This is a genomic window from Mycetocola sp. Y791 (genome assembly GCF_059445325.1).
Window position 1 is genome coordinate 1 of sequence record NZ_JCAIUC010000001.1, and the last position, 24,896, is coordinate 24,896.

Below are 24,896 nucleotides of genomic sequence, written 5' to 3' on the forward strand. Positions count from 1 at the left end.
ACCAATCATCCCACCCTTGTGGTGGAGCATGAGTTTTGAGGTAAATCGAATTTCGTGATCGATAAAATTCACGATGCGTAGCGTCCACTATGTGGTTCTCGATGTACGGTCGAGAACCGAACAAGCAAACATGTTTGTTCGATTCAACTTTTGACTAACGTCACAAGATGTTTCGGCGGCCATAGCAAGAGGGAAACGCCCGGTCACATTCCGAACCCGGAAGCTAAGACTCTTTGCGCCGATGGTACTGCAGGGGGGACCCTGTGGGAGAGTAGGACACCGCCGGACTTAACTTAGAAGAGCCCACCCCTCGGGGTGGGCTCTTCGTCTTTAACCCACCATCTTTACCGCACCGTCTTTAACCCACGGCACCGCAGCACCACAACAGCGGCACCAGCAAGACGCCAGGCGCACCCCGCACCCCCGCAGCTCTCGACAACCAAGCCACCCAGCCGGGTGGCTTTTCTTCGTTAACGCGCGGTCGCGGCATCCGCGGCGCCGCATCCCAGTCGCCCCCGCCCCAATGCTCGGCCACCAACGGCTGTACACCGGTGCCTCGGCTACAAGCGGTTGCTCGTTCGAGAGAAGTCGCGCCGTTTCTGGCGACGCTGCGCGTGAGCTGGACGCTCCGCGACGTGGACTCTGCCGCGCGTGGTTTCGGTCGGCCCGGCTGCGGGCGCCAATGCGGCGTTCCGCGCTCGGCCAGAAACGGTCGTTCGCGCGCTGGTCCGACAGAAAAGGGTGCTCTAACGATCGAACGCTCGCCATTACTGGCCGGGGAGCGCGGGCCCTGCCGCGTGTCCCGATCTGCCGATGGGCCGTTTGGGCCCCGCCGTTCAGCCGACGAGGCAATCAGTCGATCAGGAAGCGACTCGCGTCGGACGCCGCCGACCCGGGTTACAGGCTGACGCCGAGTTAGCGCGAATGGGTTGGCGCGGGTGCGTGGCTTTCTGCGGGCACGCTCGTGTCAGCCGGGCGCTTCGCATCACGGCGTGCTCCTCGTGCGAGATCGGGCAGCGAGATCGGCGACGTGAGGGCGACCTCCTCGGAGAAGTCCTCTGGCACGATCGACGACACGGGGAGTGGGCGACCGGCGTGCGTGACGACGAGGCGCCAGCGAGAGTCGGGGTGCACGCGCAACCTCAGCTGCCGTGCCGCCACCGCCCAGGTCAGCGCGAACGTGCAGGCGATCAGCGCCGCAACTCCGGCTGCGGCAAGTGCCCATCGAGGACCCCACGCGTTGGCGATGCCGCCGACGATCGGGGCTCCGAGCGGAGTGCCACCCATCAGGACCGCCATGTACAGCGCCATCACGCGGCCGCGCACCGCGGCATTCGTCGTGGTCTGTACGAATGCGTTTGCCGTCGTCAGCATGGTGACCGTCGCGAAGCCGATGAGGATGAGGGCGAACGCGAAGGTCCAGAACGTGGGCATGACGGATGCCGTAAACGCGGCGACCGAGAACAACCCGACGGCGGCGATGATGACACGCATCCGGGCGCGGTCGCGGCGCGCGGCGAGCAGCGCCCCGGTGAGCGAGCCGATAGCGAGGATCGACGACAGCAAACCGTAGTCGCCGGCGCCGCCGCCGAGCTCGACCGCCATCGTTGACGCGAAGATCGGGAAGTTCATGCCGAACGCACCCATGATGAACACGATGACGAAGATGACGCCGAGGTCGGGTCGGCTCAGAACGTAGCGGAAGCCCTCGACGAGCTGTCCCCGCTGGCGCGGTGCGCGCGGGCGGGCGCGCAGCTGGCTCGAGCGCAGCTTGTAGAGCGCGAAGAGCACAGCGAGGAACGTGGCGCCGTTGACGATGAACACCCAGCCGGAGCCGATCACGACGATAAGGAGACCGGCGAGGGCGGGGCCGATCATGCGCGCGGCATTGAATGACGCGGAGTTGAGGGCGACGGCGTTCGACATGTTGTGCTCGTCGACGAGGTCGGAGACGAAGGTCTGGCGCGCGGGCCCGTCGACGGCGTTCACGATGCCGAGGAGGAGTGCGAAGACGTAGAGGTGCCAGAGCTCGGCGTGACCGAGGATGAGTAAGAGCCCGAGAGCAACACCGAGCATCATCAGTGCGCTCTGCGTGATCATGAGGATCTTGCGCCGGTCGAACCGGTCAGCGATGAGCCCGGTGATGGGCACGAGCAGGAGCTGCGGGCCGAACTGGAGTGCCATGGTGATTCCGACGGCCACGGCGTCGTTGTCGGTCAGTACCGTGAGAACGACCCAGCTCTGGGTGGTGGACTGCATCCACGCACCGATGTTGGACACGAGGGCGCCAATGAACCACAGGCGGTAGTTATAGCTCGAAAGCGATCGGAACATTGCACTCACTGGGTGGCGAGTCTCCTCATCAGGTCTGCGGCCTTGGCCAGGGTTTCTCTGTCGGCGGGATCGAGGGCGCGCATCTGGTGGTTAAGCCAGGCATCCCTCTTGGTGACTGTTGCTTTGACGATCGCGACGCCGGCATCCGTCAATTGGATGTTGGCTTTACGTTTATCGGTGGCGTCGGGAACCCTCGTCAGGTAGCCCGACTCTTCGAGGCAATTCACCGTGCGGTTCATCGACGGCGCAGACACGTGCTCACGTTCGGCCAGCTCGCCGAGGGTGTGGGTGCCCGCCGCGCGCAAGCCGAAGAGAACAGACAGTTGCCCGTCGCTCAGCTCGTTCTCTGCACGTTCGGCGCGAAGTCGACGCGCCAGTCGGAAGGTTGCCATTCGCAGGTCGGAGGCCTGCTCAGCGATAGTTTTTGCCACGAGAGTCCATGATAGCAAAGTAGTTAGCCAAGGTAAAGACCTCGTTAGTACTGCTAATAACCCCCTGGTGCGGTTCGCGACGGTTACAGTATGGAAATGACCGATGAGGATAAAACGCGAACGGATGCCACGGCGCCCGAGTCAAGGACGCTGGTCGACGCCGACGGCGTCACCATTTACTACTACACCTGGTCAGTACCGAATCCGAAGGGCGTCATTCACCTGAGCCATGGAGTGGGTGAGCACGCCCGCCGCTATGCGCCGCTCGCCAGGGAACTCAACGCGGCCGGCTACACAGTCATCGCTCACGATCAGCGGGGACACGGCCAGACCGGAATTCATCACCTCGGAATGGGCAAACTCGGCGATCGCAACATACGAGCCGCAATCGACACCGCACAGTTCGTCGGCGAGCGGATTCGGGATGAGCACTCAGAGTTGCCCCTGGTGCTGCTCGCGCACAGCTGGGGCTCGATGATGGCGCAAAAGATCATCAATCGTGCGAGCGTTTACGACGCTGTTGTTCTCTCCGGATCGTCGCTCGCCATCCCTGGCGTCGTCGGAGCCGGCAACTACAACCGCAGGTGGAAATCACCGACGGCGACCGGGCTGGAGTGGCTCAGTCGGGACGAGTCCGTGTGGGAGGGGTTCTCTGCCGACGAGTTCAACTTCGACATTGCCGTGACCCCGGTGTGGACGCCGGCGCAGGCCTTTTTTGTACTTGTCGGACTCCCGCCGAAAAAGATGCCCCGTGACATCCCGATGCTGATCCAGGGCGGTTCGGATGATCCCCTCGGCGGCACGCGGGGACTGACCCTGTTGCGCGACGCGTACGTCAAACGGGCGAAACTCAGCGACGTCACGCTGAAGATCTACCAGGGTGCCAGGCACGAGATCTACAACGAGACGAACCGGGACGAGATCATTGCAGACCTCGTGGGCTGGCTCAACGCGCACACCGCTGACGTCTTGTCCGGACCTCAGTAGCGGTGGGCAGCAGCGCTCGCGGGGACGTTGAACGCATAGAGCCGCGCCTTCCCCGCTGTGTATTCGAGCGTGGTGACCGCGCCATTCTGAACGACAGGCATGAGCTCGCGGTAGCGGTTCGGGTCGATCCCCATCAGTGAACACAGTGTCAGCCGGAGCGCCGTGCCGTGGCAGCTGACGAGCACGCGGCCCTGGGGGAACGCGGCCTCGATCCGGTCGAACGCGCGAAGGTACCGGGTGATGCCGTGAAGGCCCTGCTCGCCGCCCGGCAGCACCGCCTCGGCGGGCCTGGCAACGAAAGCGTCCACCTCCGTGGCATACGTCGGTCGCAACTCGTCGAGCGTGCGTCCCTCGCCGACGCCGAACCCGACCTCGAGGAGATCCGGGTCTGTCTCGACGATCTGTCCGGTAACCCGGGCGCTCGGCTCGGCCGTGAGGATCGCGCGGCTCAGCGGCGACGAGTAAATCGCGTCGAGGCGGGCATCCTTCGCCCAGTCCGCGAGGGTCTCGGCCTCGCGCAACCCGTTTTCGTTGAGCTGCACATCGGCGGTGCCGGCGTATCGGTGGTCAGCATGCCAGACCGTCTCGCCGTGGCGGGCCAAAAACAGAGTAGTCATAGCCCCATTGTCACCCACGGTGCGCGATTCGGCGCCCTCTCCTCGTGCGCCTGCCACGGCTAGGCTGGACACATGCATGGTGAGTACAAGGTTCCCGGCGGCAAGCTCGTCGTTGTCGACCTCGATGTCGACGAGGGCCGGATCGCCAATTTCCGTCTCGCCGGCGACTTCTTTCTCGAGCCGGACAGTGCTCTCGAAGACATTAACAGGGCCGTCAACGGCCTTCCGGTCGAGACGGATGCCACGGCGCTGGCATCCGCGATCCGCCGCGGCCTTCCGGAAGGGGCGACGCTCCTCGGCTTCAGTCCTGAAGCCGTAGCGACAGCGATTCGCCGCTCACTCTCCGGGGCCGCAGATTGGCGTGACTTCCCGTGGGAGCTGATCCACTCGAAACCGGTTTCGCCACGGATGCACCTCGCCCTGGACGAGGTGCTCACCGCCGAGGTTGGCGCCGGGCGCCGCGGCCCGACACTCCGGATCTGGGAGTGGGAGGAGTCGGCCGTTGTTCTTGGCAGCTTCCAGTCGGTCAGGAACGAGGTCGACCTGGAACAGGCCAGGGCCAACGGATTCGACGTGGTTCGTCGCATCTCCGGCGGCGGCGCGATGCTCATGGGCAAGGGCCAGATCATCACATACTCGCTCTACGTGCCTGCGGAACTGGTCAAGGGGATGACGTTCGCGGACAGTTATGCCTATCTCGACGACTGGGTGCTCAGCGCACTCCGCTCCCTCGGCATCGAGGCGACATACCAGCCGCTGAATGACATCACGAGCCCGAGCGGCAAGATCGGCGGGGCCGCCCAGAAGCGACTCGGCAACGGAGCTGTACTCCACCACGTCACCATGAGCTACGACATGGACGGTGAACTCATGGCGAAGGTGCTCCGCATCGGGCGCGAGAAGCTCAGCGACAAGGGCACGAAGTCGGCCGCGAAGCGGGTCGACCCGCTGCGCAGCCAGACCGGACTCAGCCGCGCCGAGATCATCGAGCGCATGAAGGCCACCTTCGTCAGTCTCACCGACGCGGTTCCCGGCGACATAACGCCCGAGGAATATGCCGAGGCCGAGGCTCTCGTCGAGTCCAAGTTCGCCACTGACGCGTGGCTGAATCGGGTGCCGTGACCGTGACCGCCGACGAGACGGCTGACGTCTCCGTCGTGAACGACCCGTGCCTCGTGAACGACCCGTCCGTCGTGAACGACCCCGCTCCAGTGGCGAACATGGTCATCGAGGGCGACAACCTCCAGATCCTGCCCACCCTGCCTGACGCATCCGTCACCCTCGTCTACATCGACCCGCCATTCAACACAGGGCGGGAGCAACAGCGCCACGTGACCTCGAGCGTTCGCGTGGAGAACGGTGGCAGCACGGGGTTCAAGGGCAAGAGCTACGAACGCATCCGCGGAGAACTGCGCCGTTACGACGACACGTTCGACGACTACTGGACCTTCCTCGAGCCAAGGCTCCTCGAGGCATGGCGACTGCTCGCCGACGACGGCACCCTGTACCTGCACCTCGACTATCGTGAGGCGCACTACGCAAAGGTGCTGCTCGACGCCATCTTCGGCCGCGACTGTTTCCTCAACGAGCTGATCTGGGCTTACGACTACGGAGCCAAGTCCAAGAGCAAGTGGCCGACGAAACACGACACGATCCTCGTCTACGTGAAGAATCCGAAAGCGTACTATTTCAACTCGGATGCCGTCGATCGCGAACCGTACATGGCTCCAGGACTCGTCACGCCAGAGAAGGTGGAGCGCGGCAAGCTCCCCACTGACGTTTGGTGGCACACGATCGTCTCGCCCACCGGCAGGGAGAAGACCGGGTATCCGACCCAAAAGCCCGTCGGGATACTGCGCCGCATCATCCAGGCATCCAGCAGGGAAGGCGACGTCGTCCTCGACTTCTTCGCCGGCAGCGGCACGACGGGTGCGGTTGCGTCGACCCTGGGCCGGCGCTTCATCATGATCGACCAGAACCCCGAAGCGATCGCCGTCATGCGAGCCCGGCTCGCGGCCGCTGACGTCGACTGGCGCACACTCAACGACAAGAAAGGCGATTTGTGAAGTTCAGGATTTTCACCGAACCGCAACAGGGAGCAACCTACGACGACCAGCTCGCGGTGGCACAGGCCGCTGAGCGCCTCGGTTTCGACGCGTACTTCCGCAGCGACCACTACCTGAAGATGGGCGACCACTTTTCGGGGCTTCCCGGACCCACCGACGCCTGGACCACTCTCGCCGGACTGGCTCGCGAGACCTCGCGGATTCGCCTCGGCACCCTCGTGTCGAGCGTGACGTACCGACCGCCGGGCATCCTCGCCATCCAGGTGGCCCAGGTCGACCAGATGTCAGGCGGCAGGGTCGAGCTCGGCCTCGGAACGGGCTGGTACAAGGAAGAGCATGCTGCGTACGGAATACCCTTCCCGCCGAAGCGGTTCGGCATGCTCGAGGAGCAACTCGAGATCGTGACGGGGCTGTTCGGCACGCCGGTCGGCGAGAGCTATTCGTTCAGCGGCGAGCACTACTCACTCGAGAACTCGCCGGCCCTGCCGAAACCCGTGCAGGACCGCGTGCCCGTGATCGTCGGCGGTGGAGGGCCCAAGCGCACCCCGGCGATGGCCGCTCGATTCGCTACAGAGTTCAACGCGCCGTTTGTGCCATTCGACAAGATCGCCGCCACGTTTGCCGGTGTTCGCGGGGCCTGCGAAGCCATCGAACGGGACCCCGACGAGCTCACCTACTCCGCGGCGTTTGTCGCCGCCGTCGCGTCAGACGAGGCAGGGTACGCGAGGCGGGCTGCCGCAATCGGCCGGGAGACCGGTGAGCTGCGCGAGAACGGCCTGGCCGGAACCCCGTCCGAGGTCATCGACCGGCTCGGCGCGCTGCAGGACGACGGCGTCGAAACCGTGTACCTGCAGATTCTCGATCTGTCGGACCTCGATCACCTCGAGCTGATCGCCGCCGAGGTCACGCCGCACTTCGCGTAAGCCCTGAGTACCTCGCCCGGTTCTAGTTCTGGAGCTGGGCGAGGTCGGCCTCGAGGGCAACCCACGCGAGCATGGCGCACTTGACTCGCGCCATGTACTTGGAGACGCCCTCGAGCACGACGGCGTCGCCGAGCGGCTCATCGTCGTCCACTCCAGCGCCCTTCGAGTGCATGAGTTCACGGAACAGCTCGATCCGTGATCGCATCTCATCGACGGTGAGCCCCGGCGCCAGGTCGTGCAGCAGCGAGGCCGATGCCATTGAGATGGAGCAGCCGGCACCCTCCCAGCTGAGCGAACGAACCACGTCGCCGTCGAGGTGAAGCTGCATCGTCAGTTCGTCACCGCAGGTGGGGTTCAACTGGTGGCTCGAGGCATCCGCTTCTGGCTCCAGGCCGAAGCCGTGCTTCTCGCGCGAGTGCTCGAGAATGACCTGCTGGTACATCCCGGCCAGATCTCCGGATGCCATTACTTCACTCCGAAGAATGCGCGGACGGATGCCATGGCGTCGATGGCCGCGTCGACATCGGCGGTCGTGTTGTAGAGATACGCGCTCGCACGGGTTGACGCTGTAACACCGAACCGGCGGTGCAGCGGCTGGGCGCAGTGGTGCCCGACCCGAACGGCGATGCCGCGGTCATCGAGGAACTGGCCGACGTCGTGGGCGTGGACCCCTTCGACGTCAACGCTCGCGAGGCCGGCGCGGTGTACGCCGGCGGCGGGCCCGAGCACGCGAACGCCGGGCAGCGCGCTGAACCCCTCGACGAGTCGTGCTCCGAGGGATGATTCCCACCGCTCGATCCGGTCCATGCCCACCGCCGTGAGGTAGTCGGCGGCGGCGGCGAGTGCGATGGCCTGTGAGACTTTCTGCGTGCCTGCCTCGAACCGCTGGGGAGCGGGCAGGTAACCGGATGCCTCCATGGTCACCGTCGTGATCATCGATCCGCCGGTGAGGAACGGTGGCATCGCATCGAGCAACTCTGCCCGGCCGTAAAGCACACCGATCCCCGTCGGAGCGAGCATCTTGTGTCCGGAGAACACGGCGAAGTCCACGTCGAGAGCGGCAAGATCGAGAGCGCGATGCGGCGCGGACTGGCAGGCGTCGAGTACGACCAGCGCGCCGACGGTGTGCGCCAGCCGGACCAGGGCGTCGACCGGGTTGATCACGCCGGTGACGTTGGAGACGTGGGTGAACGTGACGATCTTCGTGCGGTCGGTGATCAGGCGCTCCGCCTCCTCCATCCTGAGTGTGCCGTCATCGTTCACCGGGATGTAGCGCAGCGTGGCACCGGTGCGGGCGGCGAGTTCCTGCCACGGCACGAGGTTGGCGTGGTGTTCACCCTCTGTGGTCAGGATTTGGTCGCCGGCCTTCAGAACAAAGCGCGCGGCATCCGCACCGCCACGACCGAGGCTGGCGTTGGAGAAAGCGTAGGCGAGGAGGTTGATGCCCTCCGTCGCGTTGGAGGTCCAGATGATTTCGTTATCGCGCGCGCCGACGAAGCGGGCGACTGTGGCACGGGCGTTCTCGAACAGCTCGGTGGCGTTCGCGGCGAGGGTGTGCGCACCGCGGTGCACCGCTGAGTTGTCGTGCTCGTAGAAGGAGCGTTCGGCGTCGAGCACGCTCGCCGGCTTCTGTGAGGTGGCCCCCGAGTCGAGGTAGACGAGGTCGTTGCCGTTGACCTTCTGGTTCAGCGCGGGGAAATCGCGGCGGAGAACGAGCACCTCATCGTCGGTCAGAGAGCCGGTGAGCTCCGTCGTCGCTGCGAGAGGGTGGGACATGCGGAACTCACGATCTTGGGGTCGGATTACGAAAGAGGCGAGGCAACGCGGTGCCTCGAGGCCTCTTTCGGTCAAGCGCAAACGGCGCCGGGCTATTCCTTCTATTGTGCTCCCCCGCGCTCGGAACAGCCACAGCACGAGAGACGTGATCCCGCTGGGTGCTGGCGGTACCCGTCAGGCGGAGTCGCGCACGACGAGCTTCGTCGGCATGGTCGTCGCGGTGTCGATGTTTTCGCCGTCGATCAGTCGCACGACGATTTCCGCCATCTTTGCTCCCATCGCGGCAGGCGCCTGGTTTACCGTCGTGAGCGGCGGGTCGATGGTGCTTGCGTAGCGGTCGTCGTCATAACCGACGACCGCGATATCGCCGGGGATCGTCAGCCCTGCCTCGCGGATCACCGAGTACGCTCCTGCGGCGAGCTGGTCGCTGAATGAGAAGAGCCCGTCGATCGGCACGCCCCGTGCGAGCAGCCGTCGCATCGCTTCGGCGCCGTCATCCGGCGAGTAGTCGCCGTACTCGATGAGCGAGTCATCAAGGCCGGCGGAGGTGAGAGCCTCGCGCCACCCGGCAAGCCGGTCGATGCCGGGCGGCATGTCCTGCGGACCGGCGATCGTCGCGATCGAGCGACATCCCCGATCGATGAGCCGTTGGGTGGCGACACGGGCACCGGCGACGTTGTCGACGTCGACGTAGTGCCCCTCCGCGGTCTCGGGGTTGATCGGCCGGCCACCGAAAACGATCGGCAACTGCTGCCCAAGGCGGGTGTACGAGTGGTCACCTGAGTGGTGCGAAACCACGAGGGCGCCATCGACGTTTCCGCCGAGAAGGTAGCGTCTCGTCTTGTCTGACTTGGTCTCCGACGCGATCAGCAGGTTGAGCGTGTAGTCGGTGTCGGCGAGGTACAGCGCAACGCCCTGAACCACCGATGCAAAGAACGGGTCGTCGAAGACCTTCGCGGCCGACTCCGGAACCACGAGGGCGATGACCTGGGTCTTTCGACTGGCCAGCGACCTCGCGGCCCGGTTCGGCACGTAATTGAGCTCGGCAATCGCGTTCTGGACGAGCGCGACCACCTCCGCTGTCACCTTGGGGGATGAGTTGACGACGCGTGACACCGTCGCGCGCGACACCCCGGCGCGGGCGGCAACCATTTCGAGCGTCGGTGACTGCCCGGCGGATGCCGGCGCGCGTGTCGGTTCGATGTCTTGCGTTGTCATCCGCGTCACCCCCTCGGTCGTCCTACTCTAGTGCGCGAGCTCCGCCGTCTTGGCAGTAGCGATCATCTCTGCGTAGGCCAGTCCCGAGTCCTTGATCGTCCGCTCCTGGCTTGCATAATCGACGCGGACGATCCCGAATCGCTTGTCGTATCCCCATGACCACTCGAAGTTGTCGAGGAGGGACCAGACGAAGTACCCGCGAACATCCGCGCCGTCGGCGATGGCGTCCGACACGGCCTGCACGTGGTCAACGATGTATTGCGTACGCTCGGTGTCGTGCACGCGCCCGCCCTCGAGAACGTCCTGGTATGCCGAGCCGTTCTCGGTGACGAAGAGCGGTGGCATGTTCGGGTATTCGCGGCCCAGCCGAACCAGCAGCTTGTGCAGCCCGGAGGGGTTCACCTCCCAGTTCATGGCCGTACGCGGCAGGCCGCGGCTCGGGAACGTGATGTACTCGGAGCCGATCCAGCACGACTTGATGTCGCGCTCGGTCGCGCCGGAGTGACCGTCTGTTCCTGAATCGTCCGGGTGGCCCGAGACCTGATCGTCGTGGTAGTGGTTGACGCCGAGGAAGTCGATCTTCGTTCCGATGATCTCCATGTCGCCCGGCTGGATGATGTCGCGAAGACCGAACTGCTCGAGGTCGTTGAGCGTGTCATCGGCGTATGCGCCGGTGACGATGGGGTCGAGGAACACCCGGTTCTGGAGTACGTCGAACCGGCGAGCTGCTTCGACATCGACCGGGTCGTTGGCGTCGAGGGGGATCGCGTTCGACAGGTTGAGCGTGATGCCGATCTGCTCTGCACCGAGTTCACGCAGCCGGTTCACGGCGAGACCGTGGGCCAGGTGCTGGTGGTGAATCGCTGAAACGGCGTCCGTCGGGTTCTGTCGGCCGGGTGCGTGCACGCCCGAGGCGTACCCGAGCAGGGAGGAGCAGAACGGCTCGTTGAACGTCGTCCAGTTCTTCACCCGGTCGCCCAGGGTGCCATAGACGGTCTCGGCGTAGTCGGCGAAGCGCTCGGCTGTGTCGCGGTTTGCCCATCCGCCCTTTTCTTCGAGGGCCTGCGGCAGGTCCCAGTGGTAGAGGGTCAGCCAGGGCAGGATGCCGGCGCCGAGCAGTTCATCGACGAGCCTGGAGTAGAAGTCGAGGCCGGCCTGGTTCGGCTCGCGGTCGCCCGGCACAACGCGCGCCCAGCTGGTGGAGAACCTGTACGAGTCGAGGCCGAGCTTTTTCATGATTGCGACGTCACCGGCATAGCGGTGGTAGTGGTCGACGGCGACCTCGAGGTCATCGCCACCGGCGATCGCTCCCGGAACGCGAGCGAAAGCATCCCAGATCGAGTCTTCCTTGCCGTCCTCGTGGCCTGCCCCTTCGACCTGGGCCGCAGCTGTTGCCGACCCCCAGATAAAGGTGGGGGGAAAGTTGAGTGCCATTAACCTTTCACTGCTCCTTGCATGATGCCTGAAATGAGTTGTTTGCCCGCCACGATAAAGAGGATGAGCAATGGGACTGTAGCCATAATGGCCCCAGCGAGCACTATCGAGTAATCGACGTACCGCGCCGACTGTAGCTGGCTGAGTGCCGTCTGCAGTGTGGGGTTGCTCGCGTTGAGGACGAGGAGCGGCCAGAGGAAGTCGGTCCACGCCGTCATGAAGGTGAACAGGCCAAGGATCGCCATTGCAGGCCTGGCCGCGGGGACGGCGACGTGCCAGAAGGTCGAGATCATGCTCGCGCCATCCATGCGGGCCGCTTCGATGAGTTCATCCGGGATCACGTCCACCAGATACTGGCGCATGAAGAAGACGCCGAACGCCGTGACGAGGGTCGGGATGATCACCGCACCGATCTCTCCGGTCCAGCCGAGCGTCCTCATCACCATGAACAGGGGGATGATGCCGAGCTGGGTGGGAATCGCCATCGTCGCGATGACGAAGAGCATCAAGCCATCGCGGCCCTTGAAACGGAGTTTGGCGAACGCATAACCGGCGAGCGTCGAGAAGGTGACGACGGACACCGTGATGATGCTCGAGATGAGCACGCTGTTGCCGAGCGCGAGCCAGAACGGCACCGTGTCGAAGACCTCACCGACGTTCTTCCAGAAGTTTCCTCCTGGCAGGAGCGGGGGCCAGGTCGAGCCGAACGCGGCGTTGCTCCGAGTGCCCATGACGAACGACCACCACAGGGGGTAGGCCGAGGAGAGGAAGAACACCCCGAGCAGGGTGTAGGTCAGCCACCCGGGACGCTTGTCGATTCCGAAGAACTTCGCTTTGCGTCGCGTTGGCAGGCTCGGAGGAGTCTCCGTCTGGCGGGTGAGGGTGTTCGCGCTCATCGGTTACCCCTCTCTTCTGTCGGTGCTGGTGGGTCTGTCGGATTGGCGGGGCCAGGCGCGGGGAGCGTCTCCGCCACGACCGAGGTCGCAGCGCCGCGCTTCACGGCGTCCCGCGCTTCGCGCTGGCGGACCTTGAGCAGCCGGCGCTGTGCTCGTGCTTTCGCACCTCTACCCTCTGCCGTCGCGATGCTGCGGGACAGGAGGAAGTTGATCAGGCCGAAGATCACGATGAGCAGGAACAGCAGCCAGGCAATGGCCGAGGCCTTGCCGAAGTTCTGGCGGAAGAAGGCCATTTCCCAGAGGTAGAGCACCGTGGTCTGGAACTGCCGCTGTGATCCGCCGGCGGTGACCGGGTCGAAGAGGCGGGGTTCCGTGAAGATCTGCAGGCCGCCGATTGTCGCCGTGATGATGACGAAGATCATCGTCGGGCGAATGGAGGGAAGGGTGATGCTGAAGAACCGGCGGAGAGCCCCGGCGCCGTCGAGAGCGGCAGATTCGTGGATGTCGCGGGGTACCGACTGCATCGCTGCGAGCAGGATCAACGCGTTGTATCCCGTCCACCGCCAGTTGACCATCGTCGCTATTGCGATGTGGCTTGGCAGCGTCTCGTTGCGCCACATGATCGGGTCAATGCCGAAGCTCTCGAGGATGTTGTTGATCAGTCCGTATTCCTCGCCGAAGACGTTCGAGAAGATCATGGCGACGGCGACCGGAGTGACGACGTACGGCAGGAGCACGCTCATCCGCCAGAACGTCTTACCCCGCAGGTTCTGATCCAGCACCGCGGCGATGATGACGGCGGCGGTGAGCTGCGGAATCGAGGAGAGGAAGAAGATGCTCACCGTGTTGAACAGCGAGTTCCAGAAGAAACGGTCTCCGAGGACCGCCGTGAAGTTTCCCAGCCCCACGAACTCGCCCTGCCCCTTGAGCAGGTGCCAGTCGTACAGCGATACAACGAACGTATAGACCAGAGGGAAGAGACCGACGATGGCGAAGAGGATGAAGAAGGGGGCGACGTACAGGTAGGGGGAGGCCTTCACATCGAGGGCACTCAACCGGTGCTTCATCGACATGGGCGCCTTCTTGGGGGTGCGCGACGCGCGGGGAGATGGACTCTCGACCGGCGGCCGGTTCAGTGTGCTTGTCATGTTCTCGCGTCCAGGTGGAGGCCCCCGGACGGATCCGGGGGCCTCTTGGTCGGGTGCTTGCTAGTTGTTGACTACCAGGTCGTTGAGGAGCGAGATGGCTTCATCCCATGCCTCGTCGGCGCTCGTGGTCTTGCCCGTGTCGAGCAACTTCAGTGCGGGGCCGAAGACGTTCTCCTGGATGAGCGAGTCGTCAGGTCCCTTGAACTGGGCTTCAACTCCCTCGGCGCGTGACGCGAGGATCGCTCCGGTCGGGGCGTTGTTGAACAGCTCGTTCGGAGTGGCCTCTTCTGCGAGCTTCTTCTGGGCCTCGATGGTGCTGGGGAAGTTACCGGCTGCTGCGGACTGCTTCACCTGCTGCTCGGGTGCGGTCAGCCATTCGGCGAGGGCCGCCGCTTCCTTGGGGTGTTCCGATGAGGTTGGGACCGAGAGGAAGGCGCCGCCCCAGTTGGACGCTCCGCCGGGGAAGACGTCGGCGAAGTCCCAGCCGGTCGAGGCGTCGCCGCCACCGGACTCGAGTGATCCCTTGATGGTGCCGAGCATCCAGCCCGGGCAGACGAACGTGGCGAAGGAGCCATCAACGAATGCCTTGCCCTTGCCCCAGTCCCACGCGGTCTGGTTGGCCGAGAGGCCGTTCGCCGTGCCGGCAGCGAGCTGGTCGAAACGCTCGCGCATTTCGGCGTTGTCCTCGATGTTGAGGTCACCGTCCCTGGTGTAGTAACCCTCATCCATCTGGTTCACCATGGAGTTCCAGACGAAGCCCGAGTGGTCGTACCAGGCTTTGCCGGTTGCAGCCTTGTACTGCTCACCGAGTTCGAAGTACCGTTCCCAGGTCGCTTCGTCGCCTCCGAAGAGTTCCGCGACGGCTTCACGGTCGCTCGGCAGTCCGGCGGCTTCGAAGAGCTTGCCGTTGTAGCAGAGACCCTGCGGGCCGATGTCGGTGCCGTAGCCGATGACACGGCCATCGGGGTCTGTGCCCTGATCGAACTTCCAGGGCACCCAGTTGTCCTTGATGTCGGCTGCGCCGTACTCGTTGAGGTCGACGAACTGGTCGGAGACCCCCATGATCTGTCCGAGCCAGCCTTCCTCGATCGCGACAATGTCGGTGAGGCCGGAACCGGCGGAGATCTTGGTGAAGGCGTCCGTGCGGGCGTTTCCGCCGGTGTCGATGTTGTCGGCCTTGATCGTGATGTTCGGGTTGGCTTTCTCGTACTCCTTGTAGAGCTCGTCGTACCCGAAGGTGCCGAACGTGGTGATGGACAGTTCGATCTTGCCGTCAGCGGAGTCGGCGCCTCCTGAGGCGCAGCCGGTGGCGATGAGTGCAAAGGCTGCGGCGCCGGCGATGCCGGACGCGAGCCTGGTGCGGCGTGAGAGGTTCACGATCACTCCTTTGTGTGTGTGGACTGGTGCATCTGAGAGCGCTCTCATTTGCAGTGCTGAGAGCGCTCTCACGGATTAGTGGACAAGCTACGCGACCCTGCGCGCACGTGTCAAGCCTTTCTTTCGGGAGCACGGTCGGCCGACGTACGGGGGAGTGTCACGGTCTTCTTTCGACCGCGTCGATTACCATGGGAATCAGCTCTCAACCAAAGGATTTTTCGTGCAAAACCCGTTCCAGTCCGTCAGCCCCCGCGTCAGGAAGCGCCGCATCGCGGTGCTGGCGGGCATCGTGGCGATGGGAACTGTCGTTGCCGGATGCGCAACAGAGGCGGGCTCAACCGGAGCAACGGGAGATCGCCCGCAACCGTCTGTCTCCGCGACCCCCGACGTGGTCAGCCAGGTGAGCGCAGTGGAGCCGGCGACCGGATCGGTCACTGGCGGCACGACGGTTTCCGTCTCCGGCACCGGCCTCAAGAGCGCAACGGCCGTGACGGTGGGAGGAGTTCCCGCCTCGGATGTGACGGTGAAGGATGACACGTCGCTGAGTTTCGTGGCTCCCGCGGCCGTCAACTTCCAGCCTGTTGCCGCTGATGTCGTCGTTCTCGACGGGGAGACGCCGATCGGATCACCCGTGCCGCTGACGTATGCGGTGGAGACCGGCATCGACGCCCAGATGTCATACGCGATGACTCACTGGAGCACGTACAACGAGGCCGAGTGGGGCAACCTCAACCCGGTCGGCGGTGACTGTGCCAACTTCGTCAGCCAGACGCTGATCGAACGCGGCTGGGAGCAGACGGATGCCTGGCACAACAAGCGGGCCGGTGCCGACTGGACGCCGGCCTGGGGGTATGTGCCCGCCATGAACGACTGGTTCGCTAGTTCCGACGCGCCCGAGGCCACCCGGCTGTCCCTCGATGAGCGCGACAAGGTCAAGGTCGGCGACGTTGCCATGTTCGACTGGAACCTCAACGACACTCCGGACCACGTGATGATCGTGTCGAAGGTGTTCGTCGAGGGGGATAAGACCGTGATTCAGCTCGTCGGCCACAACAAGGACTTCGACTACAGGGACCTCGACACCACCATCACCGTCGAGCACCCGGGCGGAACCGCGTGGTTCTGGAGTATTCCCGCCTAACCGCCCCCTCTGGATCGGACCGCGCATGCACCGCACGAACCGGACGCCTCACGTCCTCCTCGCGCTCGCGCTTCTGGGCGTTGGAGCAGGGCTCGTCGCGTGTTCTGCGGCAGGTCCAGGGCAGCGGTCCCCGGATCCCGATCAGCCGGTGGCTGCCTTTTACGGCGATTCGTACACGCAAGGGGTGGGCGCCAGCGATCCGTCACTCCGATGGTCGACACTTATCGCTGCCGACCGGAACTGGACCGAGTTCAACCCCAGCGTGAGCGGGCTTGGCTTCGTGAACAATCGCGACGCTCTGGCCGACGACCTCGTCGGGCTCATCGTCGATGAGAAACCCGACATCGTCATCGTCACGATGGGGCTCAACGACAACTTTGCTCCGCCGAGTGCGGCCGACGGCCTCAGGCAGGCCATCGGGGACGACCTGGAAACCTTCGCCGAGGAGCTTCCCGACGCCCGCCTCGTGGTCGTCGAGCCGTTCTGGTACACCGATGAGAGGCCCGAAACGGTCGACGCCATCATCGGCTGGGTGCGGGATGCCGCCACCGCCGTCGACGCGGACTACATCGAGGGAGCCTCGCGGTGGCTGGAAGGCCACCCGGAATGGATGTCGGCCGACGGCATCCACCCCAACGACGCGGGATACGCCGAGATCGCCGAGCGCATGGACGAGGAACTGACCGCACTCGGTCTGTAGTCAGTTGCCGAGAGCATCAGTTCCGGCCCAAAGCATCAGTTGCGCCGGGTGTTCTCGACCGCAACTGATGCTCTCGGGGTAGGAGCTATCCGCCGAGCGCCGCGTCGACGATGAGCTTCGCCTCGGCCTGGACCTGCTTCAGGTGCTCGGCACCCCGGAACGACTCAGCGTAGATCTTGTAGACATCTTCGGTCCCGCTCGGCCTCGCGGCGAACCAGGCGTTCTCGGTCACGACCTTCACCCCGCCAACGGGCGCGCCGTTGCCTGGCGCTGTGCTGAGCTTCGCGACGATGGGATCGCCGGCCAGCTCGGTCGCCGTGATCGCCGCTCCATCCAGCTTGCCGAGTGCCGCTTTCTGGGCTTTCGTGGCAGCGGCATCGACGCGCTCGTACACCGGGTCGCCGTACTTGTCGGTGAGTTCCCGGTACAGCTCCGATGGGGTCTTGCCGGTCACCGCGAGGATCTCCGCTGCGAGCAGGCACAGCAGGATGCCGTCCTTGTCTGTGGTCCACACGGTGCCGTCCATCCGCAGGAAGCTCGCGCCAGCACTCTCCTCGCCGCCGAAGCCGACAGAGCCGTCGATGAGTCCTGGGACAAACCACTTGAACCCGACCGGCACCTCCCACAGGGTGCGGCCGAGCGAGTCGGCCACCCGGTCGATGATGGAGCTGGAGACCAGGGTCTTGCCGATCTTCGCGCCCTGATCCCAGCCGGAACGGTTGCGGTAGAGGTAGTCGATGGCGACCGCGAGGAAGTGGTTCGGGTTCATCAGCCCGCCGTCCGGCGTCACGATGCCGTGCCTGTCGGCATCCGCGTCATTGCCGGTGAGGATGTCGTACTCATCCTTGTGCGCAAGGACGGATGCCATCGCGAACGAACTCGACGGATCCATCCGGATCTTGCCGTCCCAGTCGAGAGTCATGAACCGCCAAGTCGGGTCGACGTGCGGGTTCACCACTGTGAGGTTGAGGTTGTACTTGTCTGCGATCGCCTGCCAGTAGCTCACGCTCGCCCCGCCGAGCGGATCGGCGCCGATCTTGATTCCGGACTCACGAATCGCGTCCATGTTGATGATCGTCGCGAGGTCATCGACGTAGTTTGTGCGGAAGTCGTAGGTTTCGACGGCGCTCGGTTCGGCCATCTGGACATCGATCATTCCGTTCGCGATGATTTCGTTCGCACGGTTGGCGATCCAGCTCGTCGCATCGCTGTCGGCTGGCCCGCCGTGCGGCGGGTTGTACTTGAAGCCGCCGTCTGCCGGAGGGTTGTGGCTCGGCGTGACGACGATGCCGTCCGCCTGTTCCTCGGCGCCGGAGTTGTTGTACTTGAGGATCGCGTGGCTGAGCGACGGGGTTGGGACGAAGTCGTCGAACTCGTCGACCAGGACGCGCACGTCGTTGCCCACAAGCACCTTGAGTGCCGTGGTCTGCGCAGGGTGGCTCAGCGCGTGGGTGTCTGACCCGATGAACAGCGGACCGGTGATGCCCTGGTCTGCCCGGTATTCGACGATCGCCTGTGTGGTCGCGGCGATGTGATGCTCGTTGAAGGCCGTGTTGAGGGATGACCCCCTGTGCCCGCTGGTTCCGAAGACCACGCGTTGCTCCGGAATCGACACGTCGGGCTGCAGCTCGAAGTACGCCTCGAGAAGCGCCGTGACGTCGACGAGATCGGATTCAGCTGCTGGGGTGCCTGCTCGCTCATTCATGAGCCCATTGTGGCATCAGCGCCCCCTGCTCGTCAGGGCCTTGCGCCGGAGCCCTCGGCGAGGAGGGTGGTATCGGCCGCAAGAGTTCCCGAGCCAGGCGTGATGCCGTGGCGCTCCCCGGTGATGATCTTCCGGATGTCGTAGAGGCTCTCTGTGCCGTCGCCGAGGTACTTGTCATGGTCGAAGTGGTGGGATGCTCCAACCGCGTCGTGCGCTTTCACCGCTGCCAGGATGGTTCCGTCTGCGAGCGTTGTGCCGTCGCTGCCGAAGAACTGAGCGCCCCATCCCGGTTCTGCTGGATTGGCTCGGCCTGACCAGAACCGCCCGGTGTCAGCGAGCGCGTCCTCGCGTGCCTGGGAGACGTACACCCGTTCGGGCTGCACGTGGAGGTCGGTGATCGTCAACCCGGCAGGAACGCCGGCGGAACCGATGATGACGAACGAATTCACCCCGTAGTTGCCCGTAGCGAGAGCGAGGGCCGCGGTCGTCGAGCCGTAGGAGTGGCCGATGACCGTCACCTCGGCAAGCGGGTCGGCTTCGTCCCGCACGGCGTCATACCCGGCGAGGGCGGCGGCGAGCCGCACAGACCCCGCCTCGGCGTGTTCGGTCGAAACCGTGTCGACGGGTCCCGGGCTCGCGTAACCGAGCCAGAGCACGGCGGCGCTGTCGGCCGATGCCTCCTGCATCCGTTCGACGCCACGCAGGTAGTCCGACAGCTGGAGCACGCTCGAGTCCATGCCCGGCACGAAGAAGCTCGCGAACTTCGCACTGTCGAGATCTCCGACCGCAACGGCAGCGAGCGGGGGGCCGGCCACCGTTCCATCGAGCTCGATGAGGTAGTGCGGCACCGAGTCGGACAGATCGGCCCCGGACCCGAATCGTTGAACGAGGAGATCGACGCCGCGCAGCCTGTCGGTCGCCTCCATGGTGCTGTGAGCGCTCTCGGCGTCGCCCGAAGAAAGGCTGTGCCCAAGCGCGAGCCGCAGGTCCGCTTCCGCCTGGTCTTTTAGATCGGCGAGCCGCGCCACGTTTGCGCTGCTGCGGTCGACATACGAAACCCCGCCGAGGTTGCCGATGGCGTCCGGCCGATCCTCGACCAGGCGGTTCCGGAAGTCGTCGGGCAGGTCGGTCCAGAGCGCTGCGACCTGGCGCGGCTTGAGCGCCTGCAGTGCACCGACGGCGGCGTCGAGATCGCCGGAGAACTCGGTGGCGAAACCGAGGCCGGACAGGGAGCCGATGACGCTCATGGACGGGGAGTCGGATGCCTGTGACCTGGCATCCTGACCGGTGAACGAATGGTGAACCTGGCTGGCGAGCCCCGGGCCGGTGATGAGCAGCGCGAGTGCCGTTGTCGCACCACCGAGGCGGGACAGTCGGGACGCGCCACGAAGCGCCGACTTACCACTGTTGACCGCGGATGCGACCACCCTCAACGAATACAACCGACTACTCCCCGCACAACGACCGGAATGTCGCTCCCCCTGGTACGCGCGCGTAGCCAGCGTCGAAAGCATATCGATTCGTGCAGGCCGTGCACAGTCCCACATTCGGGGCGTTTCACCGATACTCCACCGTTGGTGGAGAGACTGGCCGGTAGGCTCGATTCTATGGCACAGACCCGCGACCCGGTTTCGCTCCGCACGTACAGCTACCTGGGGCCCCGCGGAACGTTTACCGAAGCCGCCCTCGCGCAGGTGCCTGAGGCGGTCGGCCAGAACTGGCGGTCGGTCAACAATGTTGGTGAAGCGCTCGGAGATGTCATCGCCGGGCGAAGCGATGGAGCGGTCATCGCCATCGAGAACTCCATCGAGGGTGGTGTTTCCGTCGCCCAGGACGCCCTCGCAACAATGCCGGGGCTCCGCATCGTCGGCGAGTACCTCGTGTCGGTGAATTTCGTCCTCGTCGCCCGACGCGGAACGCGGCTCGAGGATGTCAGGGTTGTCAATGCGCACCCGGTTGCTTACGCGCAGTGTCACCAGTGGATGGACGCAACGCTCCCTGATCACGGGCACATTCCCGCCACGAGCAACGTGGCCGCAGCATCCGCCCTGTTCGAAACCGAACTGGCAGACGCCGCCATTGCGCCGCCAGGAATCGTGGACTCGTACGACGTCGACGTGCTCGCCGAGGCGATCGGTGACAACCCGAACGCCGTCACGCGGTTCCTCCACGTGAGCAGGACAACCCGGATTCCCGACGCAACCGGGGCAGACAAGACAAGCCTCGTCGCCGAGCTTCCCGTCGACCGTGCCGGTGCCCTGCTCGAGCTGCTGCAGCAGTTTTCGACGCGCGGTGTAAACATGAGCCTCATCGAATCGAGGCCGATCGGCGATGAGCTGGGCAGGTACCGATTCATCATCGACGCCGACGGTCACATCAGCGACGAGCGGGTTGCGGATGCTCTTCTCGGCGTCAGGCGGTTCAGTCCCGGTGTCATGTTCCTCGGTTCGTACCCTCGTGCGGACAAGTCCCCGATCGTCTTCGATGAGAAGTACTCGGACGAGGTCTTCGTCGACGCACGCGAATGGTTGCGGGAACTTCTCGCCGGTGAGTCCGACGGAACCGCGGCGGCGGCTTCGTTCGCTGGCTAGAATCCGAGTCAGGCATTCCGCGCGAAGGAGCATCGGATGAGCGACGAAGGCGGGTTCGACCCCAGGTACAGTCCGGAGTTCCAGCGTGGCTACGAGCCCAGCCGACGCGATCGGGCCGGTGAGTCGCCGCAGGCCCCAGCCCGGGTAGCGCCGATGCCCGTTGCCCCGGTTCCCGACCTGGTTGTTCGGCCAGCCGACGGGCCGGACCGGATCGAAACGTTGCTTTCCGGCGGCACGGATGCTGCGGGCGATGCCGAGGACGTGGCCCCACCCGCTGAACCGCGCCCGTGGCGAAACCCCTACCTGATCAGCCTCGCCGTCATCGGGGCCGCGATGACGATCGCAGGGCTGGCGCTCTATCGCTGGGCGGTCACCCAGATGTACTCCGGGCAGATCGGCGGGGGACAAACCACTGAAGAAGCGCGCTTGGACTGGATTTGGGTCCAGGTCGCGTGGGGCATTGCCCCGCTCCTGTGTATCGCCGGAGTCCTGACCGTGATCGGCGTTGTTTTCTTCCTGGCGACCAGGTGGACGCCCGTGAGACACAAAACCAGCGGTTCGGACGGCGAGCTGGACGGATAGCTCGCTCATGGCATCCGTTCGGCACCGTCGTCGACGTCATCGGGCCCGCTGGATCGCCGGCGCGGGAGCCCTGCTGGTGATCAGCGGCCTTGGCCTGCTGCTTGGCGACGCGCAGTCAAGGCTGGACGCTGCTGAGCGGGTTATCTCGCTGACCGCGGAAGAGCGTGAATTTTTCGGCGAGGATGCGGACGCGATGGTCGGGTCATTTGTGGTGTCATCGCTCATTCAGAGTCTGGTGTCTGGCTCTGGCACGCCCACGTTCGACGTGACGGTGACGGAGGCGGGAATCGAGGGTCGTGAGGTCTCGATCATGCAGTCGTCATCGTCGATGGTCTCAGTCTTCGACGGGAGCTGGCACGCCGCTCCTGCCGCGATCCCGGTGATCGCCGGGATCGCGTTGCTCGTCGTCGCGCTCTTCGAGCGAGCGGACAGGTGGCGACCGCAGCCCGATGCTGAGCGGTGAAATTGACTGGCGCGCCCGGCGCGATCAAACTGTTCTCGGTCGAACAACGACCTTTCTCGCGCGTCGCACCCCTCCTCATCCGGAATCTGGCTGCCGTGCGTCGCCCGGGCGGTGTTGCCCGTTTTCCTGATCAGAAAGTTCTCCCCTTGTTCCAAACCTCACCCAGTTCAGAAGCCATTTCCGAGGTGTATGAGACCGCCGTCGCCCGCAACGCAGGGGAGCCGGAATTCCACCAGGCCATGCACGAGGTGCTCGAGTCGATAGCGCCAGCGCTTGACGATCACCCCGAGTTCCTCGAGGCGGGAATCCTCCAGCGGATCGTCGAGCCCGAGCGTCAGGTCATGTTCCGCGTGCCGTGGACCGACGACCAGAATCGCGTGCAGGTCAACCGGGGTTTCCGGGTGCAATTCAACTCAGCGCTCGGTCCGTACAAGGGCGGTCTCCGGTTCCACCCGACGGTGAACTTGTCGATCATCAAATTCCTCGGTTTCGAGCAGATCTTCAAGAACGCGCTCACCGCGCAGGGGATCGGCGGTGCCAAGGGCGGAAGCGACTTCAACCCGCAGGGCAAGAGCGACGCCGAAATCATGCGGTTCTGTCAGAGCTTCATGAACGAGCTCTACCGCCACCTCGGCGAGCACACCGATGTGCCGGCCGGTGACATCGGCGTCGGCGGCCGCGAGATCGGCTACCTCTTCGGCCAGTACCGCAAGATCACCAACCGCCACGAGTCCGGCATGTTCACCGGGAAGGGCACCGGATGGGGCGGCGCCGAAGTCCGTACGGAGGCCACGGGCTACGGCGCGGTGTTCTTCACCGAGGAGATGCTCGCGACCAGGGGTGAATCCATCGAGGGCAAGACCGCCGTCGTGTCCGGCTCCGGCAACGTCGCGATCTACGCCATCGAGAAAGTGCAGCAGCTCGGCGGACGTGCGATCACGGCATCCGACTCTTCCGGTTACATCGTGGACGAGGCCGGAATCGACGTTGACCTGCTCAAGCAGATCAAGGAAGTCGAGCGGCTGCGCATCGCCGAGTACGCCGAGCGGCGCACGAGTGCACGGTTCATTTCGGGTGGAAGCGTGTGGGATGTGCCTTGCCAGATCGCCCTGCCGTGCGCCACGCAGAACGAGCTCTCGTTGCGAGACGCCGAGGCGCTCATCGCCAACGGCGTCGAGGCTGTCGCGGAGGGCGCAAACATGCCGTGCCTGCCAGACGCCGTGCACGCCTTCCAGCAGGCCGGTGTGCTGTTCGGTCCCGGTAAGGCGGCAAACGCCGGCGGCGTGGCCACGAGCGCACTCGAGATGAGCCAGAACGCATCGCGTCAGCGCTGGAACTTCAGCGACAGCGAGGACCGCCTGCACAACATCATGCGCGGGGTTCACGCTGCGGCCTTCGAGGCTGCCGACCGTTACGGTCGCCCGGGCGACTATGTCGTCGGCGCCAACACGGCGGCGTTCGTGAAGGTCGCTGACGCGATGCTCGCGCAGGGCGTCATCTAGCGGCGGATGCCTGCGGCTAACGCACCCGGACGGCCAGCGCCCCCGGGTCGGTCGCGAAGCGCACCCCGGCCACGATGCCGAACCCGTCGCCATCGAGCTCGATGGCGCGGGGTTTCTCGAGTGACACGGTGATGCCGGCGCTCCGCAGGTAGGTGATCGTCGACGAGTTTCCCGACGTCGCCTTGATGATGCGGCGGCCGATCACCGACTTGCGGAGCGGACCATTGTCGACCCGCAGCCTGCGCGCCACGTCGAGCCAGCCCACCGTTCCGCGGGGCTGCAACACGGCGACGTCGAGCAGTCCGTCATCGACGACGGCGTCCGGCATCATCTCGAGCCCGCCGGTCAGCGTTCCGCAGTTGCCGAACAGGATCGTCGAGACGTGGGCGCTGTGCACGGGCTTGCCCTCGAGCTGGTACCGAATACGGAACGGCTTTGCCCCCGGCAGCACCCGGATGCCGGCGTCGACGTAGGCAAGCCAGCCAAACGATTTCTTGAGCGCGTCGCTCGTGTTCGCCATGATGTCGGCGTCGATTCCCATGCCAGCCATCACGAGGAAGCCGTGCTCTTCGATACTGCCGTCGGTGCGGCTGAGCGTCGCTATGCCGAGGTCTATGTGACGTGTGTTTCCCTCGAAAGCGATGCGGATGGCATCCGCTGTGTTGGTGATCGGCACGCCGATGTTGCGCGCGAGGACGTTGCCAGTGCCGCGGGGGAGGAGCGCGAGCGGAACGCCGGAATCGCGGAGGCCCTCTGCAACGCTTCGCACTGTGCCGTCTCCGCCTGCAGCGAGCACCATGGCCGCGCCGGCGTCGACCGCCTGCTGGGCGATGCCGCGCCCCGGGTCTTCGATGCTCGTCTCGAACCACAGCGACTCGCCCCACCCGGCGGCGGTGGCTGCCGCGTCGATCTGGCGACGCAACTCCTGGATGCGGCCCTTGGTCGGGTTGAAGATCACAGCGGCGCGAGGGGACTCTGTGCTCGTCATATCTTCAACGGTACCCC

At 64.9% G+C, this 24,896-nt stretch carries 23 protein-coding genes and 1 rRNA gene; 11 read left to right on the forward strand and 13 right to left on the reverse strand.

Annotation, left to right across the window (positions count from 1 at the left end; genetic code table 11):
- The first annotated feature begins 171 nt into the window (after nucleotides 1-171).
- A 5S ribosomal RNA gene (rrf, locus tag AC1C2N_RS00005) occupies nucleotides 172-288 on the forward strand.
- A 627-nt stretch (nucleotides 289-915) separates the two neighbouring features.
- On the opposite strand, the gene AC1C2N_RS00010 is transcribed toward rrf, so the two are convergent.
- Together AC1C2N_RS00010 and AC1C2N_RS00015 are read right to left on the reverse strand one after the other, a co-directional pair.
- The gene (locus AC1C2N_RS00010) at nucleotides 916-2,334 is read right to left on the reverse strand and encodes an MFS transporter (protein WP_495432406.1); all 1,419 of its coding nucleotides are present in this window, start codon (nucleotides 2,332-2,334) and stop codon (nucleotides 916-918) included.
- Between the two features lie 5 nt (nucleotides 2,335-2,339).
- Nucleotides 2,340-2,765 carry a MarR family winged helix-turn-helix transcriptional regulator gene (locus AC1C2N_RS00015; protein ID WP_483404992.1) on the reverse strand — a complete coding sequence of 142 codons (426 nt, stop codon included), beginning with the start codon at nucleotides 2,763-2,765 and terminating at the stop codon, nucleotides 2,340-2,342.
- Between the two features lie 96 nt (nucleotides 2,766-2,861).
- On the opposite strand from AC1C2N_RS00015, the gene AC1C2N_RS00020 reads away from it, so the two are divergent.
- On the forward strand, nucleotides 2,862-3,752 hold the full coding sequence (locus tag AC1C2N_RS00020; RefSeq protein ID WP_495432407.1) for an alpha/beta hydrolase: 891 nt from the start codon (nucleotides 2,862-2,864) through the stop codon (nucleotides 3,750-3,752).
- On the opposite strand, the gene AC1C2N_RS00025 is transcribed toward AC1C2N_RS00020, so the two are convergent.
- Complete coding sequence (locus tag AC1C2N_RS00025; RefSeq protein ID WP_495432408.1) at nucleotides 3,746-4,369, reverse strand: histidine phosphatase family protein; 624 nt, start codon at nucleotides 4,367-4,369, stop codon at nucleotides 3,746-3,748. The two genes, AC1C2N_RS00020 and AC1C2N_RS00025, sit on opposite strands and share 7 nt — an antisense overlap.
- A 72-nt stretch (nucleotides 4,370-4,441) precedes the next feature.
- Here AC1C2N_RS00025 and lplAB point away from each other — a divergent pair, with 72 nt between their 5' ends.
- From lplAB to AC1C2N_RS00040, 3 genes are all read left to right on the forward strand, one after another.
- On the forward strand, nucleotides 4,442-5,491 hold the full coding sequence (lplAB, locus tag AC1C2N_RS00030) for a lipoate-protein ligase LplAB (protein ID WP_495432409.1): 1,050 nt from the start codon (nucleotides 4,442-4,444) through the stop codon (nucleotides 5,489-5,491).
- A gap of 98 nt (nucleotides 5,492-5,589) precedes the next feature.
- A complete protein-coding gene (locus AC1C2N_RS00035; RefSeq protein ID WP_495433059.1) occupies nucleotides 5,590-6,435 on the forward strand; it encodes a DNA-methyltransferase in 846 nt (281 codons plus the stop codon).
- Entirely contained in the window at nucleotides 6,432-7,358 is a 927-nt protein-coding gene (locus AC1C2N_RS00040) for an LLM class F420-dependent oxidoreductase (RefSeq protein WP_495432410.1), read from the forward strand. Before AC1C2N_RS00035 ends, AC1C2N_RS00040 begins: the two co-directional genes overlap by 4 nt.
- A gap of 22 nt (nucleotides 7,359-7,380) precedes the next feature.
- On the opposite strand, the gene sufU is transcribed toward AC1C2N_RS00040, so the two are convergent.
- The 7 genes from sufU to AC1C2N_RS00075 form a co-directional block, all read right to left on the reverse strand.
- The gene (sufU, locus tag AC1C2N_RS00045; protein WP_495432411.1) at nucleotides 7,381-7,824 is read right to left on the reverse strand and encodes a Fe-S cluster assembly sulfur transfer protein SufU; all 444 of its coding nucleotides are present in this window, start codon (nucleotides 7,822-7,824) and stop codon (nucleotides 7,381-7,383) included.
- Nucleotides 7,824-9,134: a cysteine desulfurase gene (locus AC1C2N_RS00050; protein WP_495432412.1), complete on the reverse strand. Its 1,311-nt coding sequence runs from the start codon at nucleotides 9,132-9,134 to the stop codon at nucleotides 7,824-7,826. Before AC1C2N_RS00050 ends, sufU begins: the two co-directional genes overlap by 1 nt.
- A gap of 174 nt (nucleotides 9,135-9,308) precedes the next feature.
- Nucleotides 9,309-10,352 carry a LacI family DNA-binding transcriptional regulator gene (locus tag AC1C2N_RS00055; RefSeq protein ID WP_495432413.1) on the reverse strand — a complete coding sequence of 348 codons (1,044 nt, stop codon included), beginning with the start codon at nucleotides 10,350-10,352 and terminating at the stop codon, nucleotides 9,309-9,311.
- Nucleotides 10,353-10,379: 27 nt separating this feature from the next.
- Entirely contained in the window at nucleotides 10,380-11,786 is a 1,407-nt protein-coding gene (locus tag AC1C2N_RS00060) for a GH1 family beta-glucosidase (RefSeq protein ID WP_495432414.1), read from the reverse strand.
- Nucleotides 11,786-12,682 carry a carbohydrate ABC transporter permease gene (locus AC1C2N_RS00065; protein WP_108389933.1) on the reverse strand — a complete coding sequence of 299 codons (897 nt, stop codon included), beginning with the start codon at nucleotides 12,680-12,682 and terminating at the stop codon, nucleotides 11,786-11,788. Before AC1C2N_RS00065 ends, AC1C2N_RS00060 begins: the two co-directional genes overlap by 1 nt.
- Entirely contained in the window at nucleotides 12,679-13,830 is a 1,152-nt protein-coding gene (locus tag AC1C2N_RS00070; protein ID WP_483405001.1) for a carbohydrate ABC transporter permease, read from the reverse strand. Before AC1C2N_RS00070 ends, AC1C2N_RS00065 begins: the two co-directional genes overlap by 4 nt.
- A 60-nt stretch (nucleotides 13,831-13,890) precedes the next feature.
- Nucleotides 13,891-15,207, reverse strand: coding sequence for an ABC transporter substrate-binding protein (locus tag AC1C2N_RS00075; RefSeq protein WP_495432415.1), 1,317 nt, complete (start codon nucleotides 15,205-15,207; stop codon nucleotides 13,891-13,893).
- Nucleotides 15,208-15,427: 220 nt separating this feature from the next.
- Between AC1C2N_RS00075 and AC1C2N_RS00080 the strand changes: the two genes are divergently transcribed.
- Entirely contained in the window at nucleotides 15,428-16,348 is a 921-nt protein-coding gene (locus AC1C2N_RS00080; protein ID WP_495432416.1) for an amidase domain-containing protein, read from the forward strand.
- A 25-nt stretch (nucleotides 16,349-16,373) separates the two neighbouring features.
- Nucleotides 16,374-17,048 carry an SGNH/GDSL hydrolase family protein gene (locus tag AC1C2N_RS00085; protein WP_495432417.1) on the forward strand — a complete coding sequence of 225 codons (675 nt, stop codon included), beginning with the start codon at nucleotides 16,374-16,376 and terminating at the stop codon, nucleotides 17,046-17,048.
- 85 nt (nucleotides 17,049-17,133) lie between these two features.
- Here AC1C2N_RS00085 and pgm read toward each other — a convergent pair whose 3' ends face one another.
- Nucleotides 17,134-18,753 carry a phosphoglucomutase (alpha-D-glucose-1,6-bisphosphate-dependent) gene (pgm, locus tag AC1C2N_RS00090; RefSeq protein ID WP_483405005.1) on the reverse strand — a complete coding sequence of 540 codons (1,620 nt, stop codon included), beginning with the start codon at nucleotides 18,751-18,753 and terminating at the stop codon, nucleotides 17,134-17,136.
- 32 nt (nucleotides 18,754-18,785) lie between these two features.
- A complete protein-coding gene (locus tag AC1C2N_RS00095) occupies nucleotides 18,786-20,180 on the reverse strand; it encodes an alpha/beta hydrolase (RefSeq protein ID WP_483405006.1) in 1,395 nt (464 codons plus the stop codon).
- Between the two features lie 180 nt (nucleotides 20,181-20,360).
- On the opposite strand from AC1C2N_RS00095, the gene pheA reads away from it, so the two are divergent.
- The 4 genes from pheA to gdhA all read left to right on the forward strand — a co-directional run bounded on the left by pheA (nucleotide 20,361) and on the right by gdhA (nucleotide 23,891).
- Nucleotides 20,361-21,344: a prephenate dehydratase gene (gene pheA, locus AC1C2N_RS00100; protein ID WP_483405007.1), complete on the forward strand. Its 984-nt coding sequence runs from the start codon at nucleotides 20,361-20,363 to the stop codon at nucleotides 21,342-21,344.
- 36 nt (nucleotides 21,345-21,380) lie between these two features.
- A complete protein-coding gene (locus AC1C2N_RS00105) occupies nucleotides 21,381-21,926 on the forward strand; it encodes a hypothetical protein (RefSeq protein ID WP_483405008.1) in 546 nt (181 codons plus the stop codon).
- A 7-nt stretch (nucleotides 21,927-21,933) separates the two neighbouring features.
- Complete coding sequence (locus AC1C2N_RS00110) at nucleotides 21,934-22,389, forward strand: hypothetical protein (RefSeq protein WP_483405009.1); 456 nt, start codon at nucleotides 21,934-21,936, stop codon at nucleotides 22,387-22,389.
- A 176-nt stretch (nucleotides 22,390-22,565) separates the two neighbouring features.
- Complete coding sequence (gdhA, locus tag AC1C2N_RS00115; protein WP_495433061.1) at nucleotides 22,566-23,891, forward strand: NADP-specific glutamate dehydrogenase; 1,326 nt, start codon at nucleotides 22,566-22,568, stop codon at nucleotides 23,889-23,891.
- A 16-nt stretch (nucleotides 23,892-23,907) separates the two neighbouring features.
- Here gdhA and AC1C2N_RS00120 read toward each other — a convergent pair whose 3' ends face one another.
- Entirely contained in the window at nucleotides 23,908-24,879 is a 972-nt protein-coding gene (locus AC1C2N_RS00120) for a diacylglycerol/lipid kinase family protein (protein WP_483405011.1), read from the reverse strand.
- Nucleotides 24,880-24,896 lie beyond the last annotated feature (17 nt).